General features: G+C 72.9%; 13 protein-coding genes and 1 pseudogene. 10 read left to right on the top strand and 4 right to left on the bottom strand.

Annotated features, from left to right (window positions below; genetic code table 11):
- Nucleotides 1-2 precede the first annotated feature (2 nt).
- Genes J3R08_RS09305 through J3R08_RS09295 form a run of 3 tightly spaced genes read right to left on the bottom strand, consistent with a single transcriptional unit; the run spans nt 3 to nt 3,204 of the window.
- Nucleotides 3-1,325, bottom strand: coding sequence for a hypothetical protein (locus J3R08_RS09305; protein ID WP_209960728.1), 1,323 nt, complete (start codon nt 1,323-1,325; stop codon nt 3-5).
- On the bottom strand, nt 1,325-2,452 hold the full coding sequence (locus tag J3R08_RS09300) for a hypothetical protein (RefSeq protein WP_209960727.1): 1,128 nt from the start codon (nt 2,450-2,452) through the stop codon (nt 1,325-1,327). Before J3R08_RS09300 ends, J3R08_RS09305 begins: the two co-directional genes overlap by 1 nt.
- Nucleotides 2,449-3,204 (bottom strand): helix-turn-helix domain-containing protein, encoded by a 756-nt coding sequence (locus J3R08_RS09295; RefSeq protein WP_245254704.1) that lies wholly within the window; start codon nt 3,202-3,204, stop codon nt 2,449-2,451. Before J3R08_RS09295 ends, J3R08_RS09300 begins: the two co-directional genes overlap by 4 nt.
- Between J3R08_RS09295 and J3R08_RS09290 the strand changes: the two genes are divergently transcribed.
- Nucleotides 3,203-4,009: a DUF2249 domain-containing protein gene (locus J3R08_RS09290; RefSeq protein WP_209960726.1), complete on the top strand. Its 807-nt coding sequence runs from the start codon at nt 3,203-3,205 to the stop codon at nt 4,007-4,009. The two genes, J3R08_RS09295 and J3R08_RS09290, sit on opposite strands and share 2 nt — an antisense overlap.
- 129 nt (nt 4,010-4,138) lie before the next feature.
- Nucleotides 4,139-4,579, top strand: a complete 441-nt coding sequence (locus J3R08_RS09285; RefSeq protein ID WP_064447300.1) for a hemerythrin domain-containing protein — start codon at nt 4,139-4,141, stop codon at nt 4,577-4,579.
- Nucleotides 4,580-4,628: 49 nt separating this feature from the next.
- Here J3R08_RS09285 and J3R08_RS09280 read toward each other — a convergent pair.
- Nucleotides 4,629-4,867: pseudogene (locus J3R08_RS09280) on the bottom strand (radical SAM/SPASM domain-containing protein); the annotation flags it as partial.
- 193 nt (nt 4,868-5,060) lie between these two features.
- On the opposite strand from J3R08_RS09280, the gene J3R08_RS09275 reads away from it, so the two are divergent.
- The 8 genes from J3R08_RS09275 to J3R08_RS09245 all read left to right on the top strand — a co-directional run bounded on the left by J3R08_RS09275 (nt 5,061) and on the right by J3R08_RS09245 (nt 16,045).
- A complete protein-coding gene (locus J3R08_RS09275; protein ID WP_209960725.1) occupies nt 5,061-8,726 on the top strand; it encodes a nitrate reductase subunit alpha in 3,666 nt (1,221 codons plus the stop codon).
- Nucleotides 8,726-10,423, top strand: coding sequence for a nitrate reductase subunit beta (gene narH / locus J3R08_RS09270; protein WP_209960724.1), 1,698 nt, complete (start codon nt 8,726-8,728; stop codon nt 10,421-10,423). Before J3R08_RS09275 ends, narH begins: the two co-directional genes overlap by 1 nt.
- Nucleotides 10,420-11,040 carry a nitrate reductase molybdenum cofactor assembly chaperone gene (gene narJ / locus J3R08_RS09265; RefSeq protein WP_209960722.1) on the top strand — a complete coding sequence of 207 codons (621 nt, stop codon included), beginning with the start codon at nt 10,420-10,422 and terminating at the stop codon, nt 11,038-11,040. The genes narH and narJ overlap by 4 nt, the downstream gene beginning before the upstream one ends.
- Entirely contained in the window at nt 11,037-11,798 is a 762-nt protein-coding gene (gene narI / locus J3R08_RS09260) for a respiratory nitrate reductase subunit gamma (RefSeq protein ID WP_135240896.1), read from the top strand. The genes narJ and narI overlap by 4 nt, the downstream gene beginning before the upstream one ends.
- A gap of 86 nt (nt 11,799-11,884) precedes the next feature.
- On the top strand, nt 11,885-13,078 hold the full coding sequence (locus tag J3R08_RS09255) for a molybdopterin molybdotransferase MoeA (RefSeq protein WP_280841876.1): 1,194 nt from the start codon (nt 11,885-11,887) through the stop codon (nt 13,076-13,078).
- 142 nt (nt 13,079-13,220) lie between these two features.
- Nucleotides 13,221-14,447: a nitrate/nitrite transporter gene (locus tag J3R08_RS09250; protein ID WP_245254702.1), complete on the top strand. Its 1,227-nt coding sequence runs from the start codon at nt 13,221-13,223 to the stop codon at nt 14,445-14,447.
- An 8-nt stretch (nt 14,448-14,455) separates the two neighbouring features.
- Nucleotides 14,456-14,758, top strand: a complete 303-nt coding sequence (locus J3R08_RS32825) for a zinc ribbon domain-containing protein (RefSeq protein ID WP_348531783.1) — start codon at nt 14,456-14,458, stop codon at nt 14,756-14,758.
- 579 nt (nt 14,759-15,337) lie between these two features.
- Nucleotides 15,338-16,045 (top strand): GntR family transcriptional regulator, encoded by a 708-nt coding sequence (locus tag J3R08_RS09245; protein WP_083664649.1) that lies wholly within the window; start codon nt 15,338-15,340, stop codon nt 16,043-16,045.
- Nucleotides 16,046-16,157 lie beyond the last annotated feature (112 nt).

The raw sequence follows: 16,157 nt of genomic DNA, 5'->3' as shown, positions 1-16,157 counted from the left end.
GGTTACCTCCGGGCGGTGAGCAGGACCCGCACGGCCGGCACGAGGAACTGCACCAGCGCGGCGAGGATCAGCAGTGAGGTGGTGATGCGGACGAACGGCGGGGTGGGCAGGACGAGGACCAGCAGGGCGGCGTTGGTCATCGCGACGCGCTGCGGGCCGTGCCGCTCCAGCAGCGCGGCGCGGCGGCGCACCGGCGCGGGTCCGCCGCCGAGCACCACGGGCAGCAGGTGGGTCAGGGCTCCGACGAGGACCTGGGCGACGAAGCCGACCAGCAGCGGGAGCAGCACCGCACCGAAGCGGTCGGCCGCGCCGGCCGGGTCCGCAGCGGGCAGCAGCGTCGCGGCGTCCACAGCGAGAGCGACCATCAGCCAGCCGCCGGCCGCGGCGAGCGACCAGGACGCGAACGCGTACGGGGGGCGAGTGCGCGCGACGGCCAGCGCGGGGCGCAGGGCGACCAGCGCGCCGAGGGCGAACAGGCTCAGCCCGGCCGCGGTGACGAGCCGCCACCAGGCGAGCAGGCCGACGCCCAGCAGGACCAGTCCGGTCGTCGCCACCGGCAGCGCGACGGTGGCGGCTCGGACCGCACCGTCGGCCATCCGGGTACGCAGCACGGTGGGCCAGAGTGTCAGCAGTGTCCCGAGGACGGTCAGCGTCACCCAACCGAGCAGGTTCACGTGGGCGTGGAACAGCAGCAGCCGGGGGCGCAGCGGGTCGTCGATCACCAGCATCCCGGCGCCGACCGGCACGCCGGCGAGCAGGGCCACGGTCGCCGCCAGGTAGTAGCGGACCGTGACGGAGAACCGGGCCGGCAGGGCGCGGCGCAGCCGGCGGGTGAGCGCGACGAGGTGGGCGGTCACCGCGACGAAGACCAGCGTGGCGCCCGCCACGCCCAGCCAGGGGCGGTCGGCCGTGCCGCCGGTCAGGACCGCCAGGACGCCCACGTTGAGCGCGGCCAGCCGGGCCGCCTCGGCGCGGCGGCGGTCCGGGGCGGGAGCACGCAGCACGGCGGCGGCGAAGTGGGCGCTCCACACCACGACGGCGTTGCTGACCGCACCGAGCAGCAGCAGGTGGATGGCCGTCCAGTGCCACGCGGGGAGGAACGGATGGACGAAGGCGAGCACGACCAGCCCGGCCAGGTAGGCCAACGGCAGCGCAGCGACCCGGCGGTGCCAGCCGGCCCGCCGAAGGCCCGCCGCCACGGCCGGAGCGGTCACCGGGCCGGGGGCCGGGGCGGCGGGACCGGCCGACGCGACTGCCGAGACGGTCGGCCCGGGCCTCGGGCCCGAGGGCGCGGTCGGGGCGGAGTCGCCGCGGGTGCCGGCCATCACCGCACCGCCGGCACGACCGGCGGGACGACCGCCGTCCGGGTCCGCCGCCGGGCGGCGCGGACCAACGCGGCCACCACTCCGCCGACGAAACCGAGCACCGCCAGGACGTTGCCGACGCCGCCCCAGCGCCACCCGGCCGGCACGCCGAGCACGTCGCCGACCAGGACCCGGATCGTCAGGGTGGTGTGCAGCAGGGCGAGCGGGGCGTACAGCCACGGTCCGTAGGGCAGTGGGCGGCGAAGCACAGCCGGCAGGATCACTGGAGCGTGCGCGAAGATCATCGACATGGTGAAGCCCAGGAAGACCAGGTGCAGGGTGGCGTCGTAACGGGAGCCGCCGGTGACCGGCCCGGCGCCGGCCCACAGCAGGCCGGCCAGCGCCAGCCAGGCGTACCCGGTGAGCAGGCCGACCGCGACGTAGCGGGGGAGGCCGACGGCGCGCACCGTGCGGCGGGCGACGTCGCAGACCACCAGCCAGGCCACCGTCGCGAGCAGGCCGACCCCGAAGAGGTACGCCCCGACGGCCGGCCAGAGCGCGGCGGCGGTGGCGCCGGCGGTCAGCGTGCCGAGGGCGGCGAGGAACCAGCCGACGCCGTGCCGGGGCAGCGTGAGGTGAGCGAGTTCCAGACGCTCCCCGGCGATGGTGGCCACCACGAAGGTGGCCAGCCAGGGCACGATCTCCGGCACGCTGAGGCCGGCGAGCCAGAGCAGGGTAGCGGCGTACCAGCTCAGCGCGCCGGTGACCTGGGCCAGCAGCGCCGGGCCGGGCTGCCGCCACCACAGCCGCTGGTAGATCAGCAGCAGCAGCACCGAGGCGAGCATGAGCAGCAGCCGGCCGGGCAGGCTCGGCCCGGTCAGCACCAGCAGCACCGCCCCGGCGCCGGAGCAGGCGGGTGCGAGCAGGGCCCACCGGGTGCCGAGGGCCACCGCGCGTTCCAGCGCCACCAGGGTGCCGACGAAGCCCAGCACCATCAGCGGGCCGTGCACCTGCTCCAGTGGGACGTGAGGCGCGGGCATCGGCAGGCCGAGCAGCAGCAGGGCGGCGTAGAGACCGCTCACCAGGGCGAAGCCGCCCGCGGCGAGGACGGGGAGACGCCATCGTACGGCGACCGGCCGTGGGTTCATGCCGGCTCTTCGGTGATGTTCGGCAGGGCCAGCCGCACCACGCAGGCGTCGGGTGCGCCGAAGGGTTCGAGCACGGCGCCGGCCGGTGAGGCACCGGCGTGTTCGAGCGTGCCGCGGACCACGCCGACGTGCAGGGCGCAGATCGCGTCGGGGTTGCGGTTGACCAGTTCCAGGAAGGGACAGGTGTGCAGGTGGATCTCGGTCGCCCCGTCGGCCGTCCGGTGTCGGCGGGGATTGAAGCCCAGCCCGCGCAGGACGTCGAGCAGCGTCTCGACGGGCTCCCTGCCGGGCGGGGTGGCGGCGGCGAGGTGGCGTCCCCAGGCCTGGCCGGCGCGGGTGGCCTCCGCCCGGACGTCTCCGTGGCCACGCCGCGACAGGTGGTCGAGCAGGGCGGCGGCGAGTGCCCGGTAGGGCGCGGGGGCCGGGGCCTCCGCGACGGCCCGGTAGCGCCACGCCGGCCGTCCGGGCTGGCCCCCACTGGCCCGCGCCTTGACCAACAGTCCGGCGTCGACCAGGCGGTCGAGGTGGGCGCGGGCGGTGGACAGGTGCAGGCCCGTCCGTTCCCCCACCTCGGCGATCGTCATGCCGACGCCGGCGGCGCGCACGAACTCCAGGATCGAGGCCCGGCTGGCGGTGCCGAGGGCCCGGTGGCGTTGCGGGTCGATGGTCTCGCCGGCCGGCCCTGTTCTCGGGGTTTCCACGTTAGATAACGTTACAACGTCGTTCACCCGCAAAACCCTGGAGGGCTCCATGTCCGCCTCACGCTCCCCGGCCGACCACGAGGCCGCGCAGGCCGTCGTCCGGCACCACGCCCAGCTCGCCGCCGACCTCGACCGGCACGTCGGAAACCTGCTGACCGCGGCCGACCAGGGTGACGCCGCCGGGGCGCTCCGGCACCGCGACGAACTGCTCCGATGGCTCCGCGACGAACTGCTGCCGCACGCGCACGCCGAGGAGGAATCCCTCTACGCCGCCGCCGGTGAGCGGGCCGAGGGTGAGCTGCTGGTCCGGGGCATGCTCGACGAGCACCAGGCGATCACCGGCCTGGTCGCCGAGCTGGAGACCGGCAACCGGCCGGTACGCCTCGCCGGCACCGCGCGCGCCCTCGCCGCGCTCCTCGCCGTCCACCTGGCCAAGGAGAACGACCTGGTCGTCCCGCTGCTGGTGGACGCGGCCGACGTCTCGCTGGCGAAGTTGCTGGAGGGGATGCATGATCTGCTCGGCTCCTCGGAAGGCTCGAAAGGCGGCGGTTGCGGCGGGGGTGGCTGCGGCTGCGGTGGTGACCGGGCACCGGCCGACGCGGCGGCACCGACCCTGACCATCGATCCCCGGCTGGACGTCCGGCAGCTCCCGCACGACCAGCGCCACGCGCGGGTGCAGGCGGCGCTGGAGGCGCTGCCGGCCGGTGGAGCGCTGGTGCTGGTCGCCCCGCACGCACCCCGCCCGCTGCTGGCCGAGGTCGCAGCCCGCTACGGCGACGGCATGACCAGCGAGTGGCTGCAGGACGGGCCGGACGTGTGGCAGATCCGGCTCTCCCGCCGGCCGTTGACGGTCTGAGCAGTCTGTCGGTGCCAGGGCGGCGGGGGTCAGGGCCCGCCGTCCCGGCGTACCGGGCCGTCCGGCCCTGCTGACGGAGGTTGCCGGTACGCACGATGGAGTCGCCCACCCTCGTGGTCAGGAGACGAAGTGTGCAACTACTGCGGCTGTCGGGAGTTCCCGCTGATCGGCCGGCTCTCGGCCGAGCACGAGGCGATCGCGAACGCGGCCGGCCTGCTGCGCGGCGCGGTGCGGGCCGGCGGCCCGGACGCTCTGGTGGCGCTGGACGCGCTGCTGGCGCTGCTGATGCCGCACACCGCCACCGAGGAGGACGGCCTCTTCGAGGAGCTGCGGGCCGAGGGCAGCCTGGCCGAGGCGGTGGCGAAGCTCTGCGCGGAGCACGACGACATCCACGGCGTGCTCGGCGGCGTCGACCGGGCCGCCCCGGACTGGCCCGCGGTGCTGGCCGCCCTGGACCGGCTCCACCGGCACATCGACAACGAGGAGCACGGTCTCTTCCCGGCCGCGGTGATCGCGCTGCCGATCCCGGCCTGGGACCGGATCACCCCGGCGGAGGCGGCGGCCGGGTGAGCCGGCCCGGATGCCGGCCGCTGCCGACGCCGCCCCGCGGCTACCGGCGGTGCGCCTCGGTGGTCTTGACCGGCACGGTCTCGCGGAGGTCGTAGAGGGCGTCGAGCACGTCCTCGGTCTGCCCGCGTCGAGGCCGCCCAGCGCGGCGCCCCACCCGACCGGCACCAGGAAGAACACGCTCCACAGTGGCCCCCGGTCCCGGACCTGCCCGGCGAGCGCCTCGCGGGTGAGGGTGGGCGTCCCGGACGGTGACGCCGAGACGGCCGGGCCCCGCTCCGTGCCCTGCCGGTGACCGCCCGACCGGGCCCGAAGTCCCGCCGCGAACCCGCAGATTCAAAGCCGATGATCTCGGGACCTTCGGCCCGGTTTCCCGAGGTTGTACGTCGGCACCATGGCCATTACGCCCTCGCTCGGGGTTGCACTCCGGCGCATCTGTCGAGAACGTGGGGCAGTACGGCCATCTATCGAAGGAATGAGGCGTATGTCGCGAGCCACCGATAGTGCGGGGCGGGCGCTGCTGGCGGTGGGCGGCCTGGTACGCCGGGCCGAGGTCTCCGCCGACCGCAGGACATTGCACCAGATCGGCGGCCGGGAGGCGGACGCCTTCTACCGGGATCGCTGGTCCTACGACAAGGTGGTGCGCTCCACACACGGAGTGAACTGCACCGGCTCGTGCTCCTGGAAGGTGTACGTCAAGGACGGCATCATCACCTGGGAGCAGCAGCAGACCGACTACCCGAGCGTCGGACCGGACCGGCCTGAGTACGAGCCTCGGGGCTGCCCCCGGGGTGCCGCCTTCTCCTGGTACACCTACTCCCCCACCCGGGTCCGCTACCCGTACGCGCGGGGCGTGCTGGTGGAGATGTACCGGGAGGCCAGGGGCCGCCTCGGTGATCCGGTGGCCGCGTGGGCGGACATCCAGGCCGACCCGGAACGACGCCGCCGCTACCAGAAGGCCCGCGGCAAGGGCGGCCTGGTGCGGATCACCTGGGACGAGGCCCAGGAGATGGTCGCCGCCGCGCACGTGCACGCGATCGCCGAGTACGGCCCGGACCGGGTCGCCGGCTTCTCCCCCATCCCGGCCATGTCGATGGTGTCGCACGCCGTCGGCGCCCGGTTCCTGTCCCTGCTCGGCGGCTCGATGCTGTCGTTCTACGACTGGTACGCCGACCTGCCGGTGGCCTCCCCGCAGGTCTTCGGCGACCAGACCGACGTGCCCGAGTCCGGGGACTGGTGGGACGCCTCCTACTTCGTCATGTGGGGCTCCAACGTCCCGGTGACCCGCACGCCGGACGCACACTGGATGGCCGAGGCGCGCTACCGGGGGCAGAAGGTCGTGGTGGTCAGCCCCGACTTCGCCGACAACGTCAAGTTCGCCGACGAGTGGATGCCCGCCCAGCCGGGCACCGACGGCGCCCTGGCGATGGCGATGGGGCACGTCATCCTCAAGGAGTTCTTCGTCGACCAGCGCACCCCGCGCTTCGTCGACTACGTCCGCAGGTTCACCGACCTGCCGTTCCTGGTCACCCTGGAGCCGGGTGCCGACGGGGCGTACCGGCCGGGCAAGTTCCTCACCGCCGACGACCTGGGCGAGACGGACAAGGAGGCGGCCTTCCGGACGGTGCTCTGGGACTCGGCCACCGACGCTCCCGCCGTGCCGCGGGGCAGCCTCGGCCACCGTTGGGGCGAGCAGCAGGGCCAGTGGAACCTGGACCTGGGCGACCTGGAGCCGGCGCTGACCTGCCTCGGGGCGGGCGACGCGGTGGAGGTGGAGCTGCCTCGGTTCGACACCGACACCCCGCAGACGCTGCGCCGGGGCGTGCCGACCCGCACGGTGCGGGGCCAGTTGGTGACCAGCGTCTTCGACCTGGTGCTGGCCCAGTACGGGGTGGGCCGCGACGGCCTGCCGGGCCAGTGGCCGACCGGGTACGACGACGTCGAGGCGCCGTACACGCCGGCGTGGCAGGAGCCGGTCACCGGCGTGCCGGCGGCGCAGGTGGCCCGGGTGGCGCGGGAGTTCGCCGACAACGCGGACCGCTCCGGCGGACGGTCGATGATCCTGCTCGGCGCCGGCACGAACCACTGGTTCCACTCCGACGCCACCTACCGGGCGATTCTGGCGCTGGTCACCCTCACCGGCTGCCAGGGGGTCAACGGCGGCGGTTGGGCGCACTACGTGGGGCAGGAGAAGTGCCGCCCGGCGACCGGCTGGGCGCAGCTCGCGTTCGGCCTGGACTGGGTCCGCCCGCCCCGGCAGATGATCGGCACCGCCTTCTGGTACGTGCACACCGACCAGTGGCGCTACGACACCTACTCCGCCGATGTGGTCTCCTCCCCCACCGGTACCGGCGCGTTCGCCGGCAAGCACACCATGGACCTGCTGGCCCAGTCGGCCCGCTCGGGGTGGATGCCGTCGATGCCCACCTTCGACCGCAGCCCGCTCGACCTGGCCGACGAGGCCCTCGCCGCCCGGCCGGACGACCCGGCGGGCTGGGTGGCCGAGCGGCTCGGCGAGGGCGACGTGACGTTCGCCTGCACCGACCCGGACGCGCCGGAGAACTGGCCACGGGTGCTGACCGTATGGCGGGCCAACCTGCTCGGCTCGTCGGCCAAGGGCAATGAGTACTTCCTGCGGCACCTGCTCGGCACCGACGCGAACCTGCGCGCCGAGGAGGCGCCGGAGGAGTTGCGGCCCAAGGACGTGACCTGGCGGGAGGAGGCCCCGGAGGGCAAGCTCGACCTGCTGCTGAGCCTGGACTTCCGGATGACCTCCACGACGCTCTTCTCCGACATCGTGCTGCCCGCTGCCACCTGGTACGAGAAGCACGACTTGAGCAGTACCGACATGCACCCGTTCGTGCACGCCTTCACCCCGGCGATCAACCCGCCGTGGCAGACCCGGACCGACTTCGACGCCTTCCACGGCATCGCGAAGGCGTTCTCCACTCTCGCCGGGCCGCGGCTGGGCGTACGCAAGGACCTGGTCGCGGCGCCGCTGCTGCACGACACCCCGGACGCGATGGCGACCCCGCACGGCCGGGTCCGCGACTGGGCGGCGACCGGGGAGACCCCGGTGCCGGGCCGGACCATGCCGAAACTGGTGGTGGTCGAGCGGGACTACGGCGCGATCGCCGACAAGATGGCCGCGCTCGGGCCGCTGATGGACACCCTCGGCACCACCGGCAAGGGCTTCTCGGTCGACGTGCGGCCGGAGGTCGAGTATCTGCGCCGCAAGAACGGTGAGGTGCGCGGCGGCGCCGCGGACGGGCGGCCGTCGCTGGCGAAGGACACGCACGCCTGCGAGGCGATCCTGGCGCTGTCGGGCACCACCAACGGGCGGGTCGCCACCGCGGGCTTCCGGGACGTGGAGAAGCGCACCGGGGTACGCCTGGCGGACCTGGCGGCCGAGCACGAGGGCAAGCAGATCACCTTCGCCGACACCCAGTCCCGCCCGGTGCCGGTGATCACCAGCCCGGAGTGGTCGGGCAGCGAGCACGGCGGCCGCCGCTACTCCCCGTTCACCATCAACACCGAGCGGCTCAAGCCCTGGCACACGCTCACCGGCCGGCAGCACTTCTTCCTCGACCACGACTGGATGCACGAGGCCGGCGAGGCGCTGCCGATCTTCCGGCCGCCGTTGGACATGCACAAGCTCTTCGGCGAACCGCGACTCGGCCGCAACGGGGAGCTGGAGATCACCGTCCGCTACCTCACCCCGCACTCGAAATGGTCCATCCACTCCGAGTACCAGGACAACCTGATCATGCTCACGCTGTCCCGGGGCGGACCGACGATGTGGATAAGCGAGGCCGACGCGGCGAAGATCGGCGTCCGGGACAACGAGTGGATCGAGGCGGTCAACCGCAACGGCGTGGTGGTCTGCCGGGCCGTGGTGACGCACAAGATGCCCGAGGGCACGGTCTACATGTACCACGCCCAGGAACGGGTGATCGACGTGCCCAAGTCGGAGACCAACGGCCGGCGCGGCGGCATCCACAACTCGCTGACCCGGCTGCTGGTCAAGCCCACCCACCTCATCGGCGGGTACGCGCAGCTGTCCTTCGCGTTCAACTACCTCGGCCCGACCGGCAACCAACGCGACGAGGTCACCGTGATCCGCCGCCGTTCCCAGGAGGTGCAGTACTGATGCGGGTCATGGCACAGATGGCGATGGTGATGAACCTCGACAAGTGCATCGGCTGCCACACCTGCTCGGTCACCTGCAAGCAGGCGTGGACCAACCGCTCCGGCGTCGAGTACGTCTGGTTCAACAACGTGGAGACCCGCCCCGGGCAGGGCTACCCGCGCACCTACGAGAACCAGGAGCGCTGGCAGGGCGGCTGGGTGCGGACCCGCTCCGGCAAGCTCAAGCCACGCTCCGGTGGCCGGGTGAAGAAGATGTTCAGCATCTTCGCCAACCCGAAGCTGCCATCCATGCAGGACTACTACGAGCCGTGGACGTACGACTACGAGCACCTGATCAACGCGCCGGTCGGCGAGGACACCCCGGTGGCCCGGCCGAAGTCGCTGCTCACCGGCCAGGATACGAAGATCACCTGGAGCGCCAACTGGGACGACTCGCTCGCCGGCGGCAACGAGATCGCCGCCGGTGACCCGGTGCTGGCGAAGGTCTCCGGCCAGGTGAAGCAGGAGTTCGAGAAGACCTTCATGTTCTTCCTGCCGCGCATCTGTGAGCACTGCCTCAACCCGTCCTGCGCTGCCTCCTGCCCGTCGGGGGCGATCTACAAGCGGGCCGAGGACGGCATCGTGCTGGTCGACCAGGACCGCTGCCGGGGCTGGCGGATGTGCGTGACCGGCTGCCCCTACAAGAAGGTCTACTTCAACCACCGCACCGGCAAGGCCGAGAAGTGCACCTTCTGCTTCCCGCGCATCGAGATCGGCCAGCCCACCATCTGCTCCGAGACCTGCGTGGGGCGGCTGCGCTACCTCGGGCTGATGCTCTACGACGCCGACCGCGTCGCCGAGGCCGCCGCCATCGCCGACGAACACGACCTGTACGACGCGCAGCGGTCGGTCTTCCTCGACCCGCACGACCCGGCCGTGGTCGACGCCGCCCGCGAGGCCGGCATCCCGGACGACTGGATCGACTCCGCGCAGCGCTCGCCGATCTGGGACCTGATCATGCGCTACGAGGTGGCGCTGCCGCTGCACCCGGAGTACCGGACCATGCCGATGGTCTGGTATATCCCGCCGCTGTCGCCGGTGGCCGACGTGCTGCGCGAGACCGGCCACGACGCGGAGGAGGCCGGCAACCTCTTCGGGGCCATCGACGCGCTGCGGATCCCGGTGGAGTACCTCGCCGAGCTCTTCACGGCCGGCGACCCGGAGCCGGTGCGCGGGGTGCTGAACCGGCTCGCCGCGATGCGCGCCTACCAGCGCCGGATCAACCTGGGCGAGGAGCGCGACGAGTCCATCGCCGCCGCGGTCGGCATGACCGGCGCGGAGATGGACGAGATGTACCGGCTGCTCGCCATCGCCAAGTACGAGCAGCGGTACGTCATCCCCGCCGCGCACGCCGAGGACGCGCACCGGCTGGAGAAGATCGCCACCGAGTGCAGCCTCGATTACGAGGGCGGCCCCGGGATGGGCGGCGGCGGCCCGTACGGCCAGGGGCCCTTCGGGGAGTCCTCCGGCACGCCGGTGCCGGTCCAGGTGGAGACCTTCCACATGCTGCGCGACCGGCAGACCGCGGAGGGCTTCACCGATCCGGGCGACGAACCCCGCCGGGTCAACCTGCTCAACTGGGACGGCAAGGGCAGCCCGAAGGGCCTCTTCCCGCCCCGCAGCCACGAATCCGCACCCGTCGACGGAGGTAACCGGTGAGCCAGCCGACCTGGCGGGCGGTGGCCGCCCGCGCGGCGTCCCTGCTGCTGCGCTATCCCGAAGAGGAAGTCCTCGCCGCGCTGCCCACCGTGCGGGCCGCGCTCGCCGGCCTGCCGGCCGAGGTCGCCCGGCCGCTGCGCGAGGTGGTCGCCCACCGGGAAGTCGCCGCGCCGGTCGACCTGCGGACCGCCTACGTGGAGGTGTTCGACTTCCGGCGCCGCTGCTGCCTGCACCTGACCTACTACACCTGCGGCGACACCCGTCGCCGGGGTGAGGCGCTGGTCGACTTCGCCGCCGCGTACAAGGCGGCCGGACTGACCGTCGTCGACGGCGAGCTGCCCGACTTCCTGCCCGCTGTCCTCGACCTGGCCGCCGCCGACGAGGACGGGTGGCGGCTGCTGCGGGAGAACCGCGTCGGCCTCGACCTGCTGGTCGAGGCGCTGGCGCGGGAGAAGTCGGTGTACCGGCAGGCCGTCGCCGCCGTCCGGGAGATGCTGCCGCCCGCCCAGCCCGGGGACATCGCCGCCGCCGCCCGGCTGGCCCGCATCGGGCCGCCGGTGGAGCAGGTCGGACTCGAACCATTCGGACTGGTCGACACGACTGGAGGACGCCGATGAACATCCTGCTGTGGGTGGTGTACCCGTACCTGTCGATCGCGATCCTCGTCGGCGGCCTGATCTGGCGCCACCGCTACGACAAGTTCGGCTGGACGACCCGATCCTCCCAGCTCTACGAGAGCAGCATCCTGCGGTGGGGCAGCCCACTGTTCCACTTCGGAGTACTCATGGTCCTGATCGGACACATCGGTGGCCTGTTGGTCCCGAAGTCCTGGACCGAGGCGGTCGGCGTCACCGAGCACACCTACCACCTCATGGCCGTGTTCATCGGCACGGTAGCCGGCTTCTGCACCCTGATCGGGCTGGGCATCCTGATCGCCCGCCGCCGGTTGACCGGGCCGGTCTTCGCCGCCACCACCCGCAACGACAAGGCGATGTACGTGGTGCTGGCGGGGGTGATCGTGCTGGGCCTCTGGGCCACGGTGCGGGCCAACGTCGCTGGCCCCGGCTACGACTACCGGGAGACCATCTCCCCGTGGTTCCGGTCGCTGTTCTACCTCCGCCCGGATCCGGGGATCATGGCCGACGTCCCGGTGGGCTTCCAGATCCACATCCTGGCCGCCTTCGCGCTCTTCGCGTTCTGGCCGTTCACCCGCCTCGTCCATGCGTTCAGCGCCCCGGTCGGCTATGCCACCCGCCCCTACGTCGTCTATCGCAGCCGCGACGACCGGCCCGGACTGCGGCCGACCCGCCCCGGATGGGAGGGGCCGCCCCGGCTGCCCACCCCGCGCGGCGGTCGGACCCGCTCGCGCCGGTGACCACCGCCGCCTCGACCGCCCGGAGACCACCACCGGCTGCCTCCGGGCGGACGGCAGCCCGACGTCCCGGCAGGGAGGAACCACCGGTGACCATCGCACCGCACCACACCGACAGTCACCATTCGTCCCGACCCGCGACGGAGTGGGCCGCGGCGCGGGCGCTGGCCCACCGGCTCCCCGCTCCCCTGCCCGCGGAGTCGGTACCGCTGGCCTCCGCCGCCGGCCGGACCCTCGCGGCGCCACTGGTCGCGGCGGTCCCGCTGCCCGGGTTCGACAACTCCGCGATGGACGGATACGCGGTGCGCGGTCCGGGCCCGTGGCGGGTGGTCGGCCGGATCCTGGCCGGACGCACCCACGCCGTCGCGCCCCTGGTCGAGGGGACCGCCGTAGAGGTGGCCACCGGCGCTCCCGTCCCGGCCCGGGCGGACCGGGTCGTGCCCTACGAGATCGCCGACCGGATCGGTGACGTCCTGCGGGCGGTGCCGGGCGACCGTCGGCACATCCGGAGCGCGGGCGAGTACGCCGCCCGCGGTCAGGAACTGGTGCCGACGGGTTCGCCGGTCACGCCGGCGGTGCTGGGGCTGGCCGCGAGCGTCGGCCTCGACCACCTCACCGTCCGGGCCCGACCCCGGGCCCGCCTGGTGATCAGCGGCGACGAGGTGATCCACGCCGGCCGTCCCCCGTGGGGCAGGGTCCGGGACGCGATCGGCCCGATGCTGACCCCGCTGCTGTCCGCCTGGGGAGCGGACCTCCTGGGTCCTCGAATGATCGGCGACCAGCCCGACTGGTTCGCCGAGGCGATCGCGGACAGCACGCGAGAGGCAGACGTGACGGTCGTCTGCGGGGCGTCCTCCGTCGGCCCGGCGGACGGGCTGCACGCGTCGCTGCGGCACCTCGGGGCCGTGGCGCACGTGGACGGGGTGCGGTGCCGGCCCGGGCACCCACAGGTCCTGGCCCAGGCCGGGGCCCAGTGGATCGTCGGCCTGCCGGGCAACCCGTACGCGGCGCTGGTCGCCGCGCTCACCCTGATCGACCCGCTGCTCACCGGGCTGGCCGGACGGCCGCCGGCCGATCTGGACACCGCCGTCCTCACCGATCCGTTGCGCCTCGACGAGCGGAACACCCGGATCGTGCCGGTCCGGCGCGGCGCGCGGGGCGTGCGGCTGGTCGACGGGGCGCACCCGGGATACCTGGGCGCGGCGGCGGACGCCGACGCGCTGGCCGTGGTGCCGCCCGGTTGGCGTCCCGGCACCCCGGTCGGTCTGCTCACCCTGCCGTGACAGGTGGGGACGTCCTCCTGGCCGGGTCTTCCGGCCCTGCCGGGGTGGGTTGGCTCGAGCGAGGCTCGTACCGGTGAAGCGGACCGCCGCATTCCCCTTTGACGCCGCGACAGCAGCACGACGATCCTGACGGAGTTGAACGATGACCAGCATCCGTGACCAAGCCGGGTCCACCGCCCCGGTCGGGCGTCCCGAGGCCACCTCCGGCGCCGCCCTCCAGCTAGCCGTGGCCACCCTCGGCTTCCTGGTGAACTTCTGGGCATGGGCCCTGCTCGGTCCGCTGGGCCCCGGCATCAAGGAACGGCTGGGGCTCGGCTTCGCCGCGCAGTCCCTGCTCGTCGCGGTGCCGGTGATCGTGGGCTCGCTGGGCCGCATCCCGGTCGGCGCGCTCACCGACCGGTACGGGGCCCGGGTAGTCTTCCCGCTGGTCACCGTCGCCACCATCGTGCCGGTGCTGACCCTCACCACGGTCTCCTCCTACCCGGCGCTGATCGTGACCGGCTTCTTCCTCGGCATCGGCGGCACCGCCTTCGCCGTCGGCGTCCCGCTGGTGTCCGGCTGGTATCCGCCGGCCCGGCGCGGCTTCGCCATCGGCGTGTTCGGTGTCGGCATGGGTGGCACCGCGATCGCCAACTTCACCACCGTCCGGCTGGCCGACACCTACGGGGAGCGGGCCCCGTTCCTGCTGGTCGCGGCGATCCTGGCGGCGTACGCGGTGCTGTCGTTCTTGCTGCTGCGCGACGCGCCGGGCCCGGCCCGGCCCACCGGGTCGGCCTGGCAGCGGCTCGCCGGCGTCGCCCGGCTGACCGTCACCTGGCAGCTGTGCTTCCTGTACGCGGTCGGGTTCGGCGGGTTCGTGGCCTTCAGCGTGTACCTGCCGGCGTACCTGCGCACCGCCTACGGGCTCAATGCCGCGGACGGTGCGCTCCGGACCGCCGGGTTCGTCGTGCTCGCCGTGCTGGCCCGCCCGGCGGGCGGCTGGCTCTCCGACCGGCTGCACCCCGTGCCGGTGCTGGTGTGGTGCTTCGCCGGGGTGGCCGGGTTCGCCGTCGTGCAGGCCTTCCAGCCGGCCCTGATGCCGGTCGCCACGGTCGCGCTGCTCGGCATGGCGGTGCTGCTCGGCGCAGCCAGCGGCGCGGTGTTCGCCTTGGTCGGCAAGGTCGCCCCCGCCGACCAGGTGGGCGCGGTCACCGGGCTGGTCGGGGCCGCCGGCGGGCTCGGCGGGTTCGTGCCACCTCTGGTCATGGGCTGGGTGTACGGGTCGCAGGGCTCCTACGCCATCGGGCTGATGCTGCTCTCCGACGTGGCGCTGGCCGCCGCGGTGTTCACCGCGGTAAAGATGGGAGGCCTGGCCCGCCGCGCCGGTTGACGGTCTCGGTGCGGGCTGACCGGTGCCGGGTCTGGCCACTGACCGCTTCGTCAGGGCCGGGTCCGTCGAATGAACGGTGTGACCCGGGTCGTCGACGACGTGGCCATGGCCCACACCGGGCATCATGTGCTGGAACCCGCAACCCGTACGTCTTCCGCGGCCTCATCTACTGCGCCGCCTGCGACCGTCGCATGCAGGGCCAGTACAACCACGGCGACGCCTACTACCGCTGCCGCTTCCCGCAGGAGTACGCCCTCGCCAACCAGATCCCCCATCCCCGCAACGCACATCGGCGGACAACCCTTGCGTAACGGCTTCCAATGGGCCGACCTGACCAGCTGATCCCGATCGCCCTCACCACGCCGACGCTGTCGGTCGATGCACTGGAGCGTACGGTCGCGGGCATCGGCTCCGCCGCGGCCCGCGCCGTCAGCCGGACGGAGACGGCGTGGCGGCCTCCGAAGCAGGGCGAGTTCCCGGCCATTTCGTCCGGGAACTGGCCGGTCTGCGCGGACGAGCCCGAGGGCGAGGTCGGCCAGCAGGTCCCGCCTGCGACGGCCTCCTGGTCATGTCTGCTGGGCCGGGCGCGGGGTACGACCAGAGCCGGCCCGCCTCGGTTCAGGCCGCCACAGCCAGGAGCGAAACTGAGCCGTTCCCACTCCCGGCCCCGCGGGCACGGCAAGCCCGAGGGGGACGCCAGCAGGCTGCGACCCACCGGCCGCCGCCCGGTAGATGTCGAGACGATACCCACTGGGTAGGCTCCGAAATCGGCGCGGTGGTTGACAGTGGCACTGAGGGACAGGGCCGCCGTCAGCAGGGATGAAGGGCGGGCCCCGGGGGGGCGGCCTTGTTCTCAGGGTTGGCTCGACGGGACCGGAGCGGATGCAACTGTGAAAGGCAACCAGCGGGCTGGCGATGCGAGCGCTGCCGCATCCACGCTGGACCTGAACCCGCTTCAGAGTCGGCAGAGCCTACGCGAGGACGTAGCGCACGCCCTGCGCGCGGCTATCGTGGCTGGCAGCTTGAGGCCGGATTCGACCTACTCCGTCCCGATGCTGGCCGGACGCTTCGGCGTCTCGCCCACGCCGGTTCGCGAAGCGATCCTCGACCTGGCCAAGGAGGGCTTGGTCTCGATCGTCAAGAACAAGGGATTCCGCGTCAAGGCCCTCAGCGAGCGGGATCTGGACGAGATCACTCAGATTCGGGAGCTTCTCGAGATTCCGGTGGTGGCCGACCAGACGGGCAGACTGTCGGAACCGCAGGTGCGGGAACTGCGGAGGTTGGCGGACAACATCGTTTCTGCTGCGGGACGTGGGGACCTGGTGGCGTACATCGAATCGGACAACGCCTTCCACCTGACACTGTTGCGTGCCGCCGGGAATCAACGGCTGGTCGAGACGGTTGCCGACCTGCGCAATCACACCCGTTTGTACGGTCTCGACGCACTGGTGGAGAGTGGAGGTCTGGTCGACTCCGCGAACGAGCATCTCGAGTTGATCGAGCTCATCGCCGGGGGTGACCGTGAGGCCGTGGTCGGCCTGATGCGACACCACTTGCGGCACGTCCGGGGCATCTGGGCGGCCCGTCGTGAAGACTAGGACCACCGTGCTCTGTTAGCACGTCCGCCATGCTGGCTGCCGCCCCCGGCCGCCAGCATGGCACCTCGGGGCCACACCTACTGTGCTCGCCGGCAGCAGCCGGCCCGTCATC

It is taken from the genome of Micromonospora sp. HB375, from assembly GCF_017872985.1.
Classification (GTDB): domain Bacteria; phylum Actinomycetota; class Actinomycetes; order Mycobacteriales; family Micromonosporaceae; genus Micromonospora; species Micromonospora chalcea.
This window is presented reverse-complemented; position numbering and strand designations above follow the sequence as displayed.

Bases quoted from the DNA above. Each gene is read 5' to 3' on its own strand.
- J3R08_RS09300 (WP_209960727.1), bottom strand. From the start codon at position 2,452: ATGAACCCACGGCCGGTCGCCGTACGATGGCGTCTCCCCGTCCTCGCC.
- narH (WP_209960724.1), top strand. From the start codon at position 8,726: ATGCGGGTCATGGCACAGATGGCGATGGTGATGAACCTCGACAAGTGC.
- narI (WP_135240896.1), top strand. From the start codon at position 11,037: ATGAACATCCTGCTGTGGGTGGTGTACCCGTACCTGTCGATCGCGATC.
- J3R08_RS09295 (WP_245254704.1), bottom strand. From the start codon at position 3,204: ATGGAGCCCTCCAGGGTTTTGCGGGTGAACGACGTTGTAACGTTATCT.
- J3R08_RS09275 (WP_209960725.1), top strand. From the start codon at position 5,061: ATGTCGCGAGCCACCGATAGTGCGGGGCGGGCGCTGCTGGCGGTGGGC.
- J3R08_RS09290 (WP_209960726.1), top strand. From the start codon at position 3,203: ATGTCCGCCTCACGCTCCCCGGCCGACCACGAGGCCGCGCAGGCCGTC.
- J3R08_RS09305 (WP_209960728.1), bottom strand. From the start codon at position 1,325: ATGGCCGGCACCCGCGGCGACTCCGCCCCGACCGCGCCCTCGGGCCCG.
- J3R08_RS09250 (WP_245254702.1), top strand. From the start codon at position 13,221: ATGACCAGCATCCGTGACCAAGCCGGGTCCACCGCCCCGGTCGGGCGT.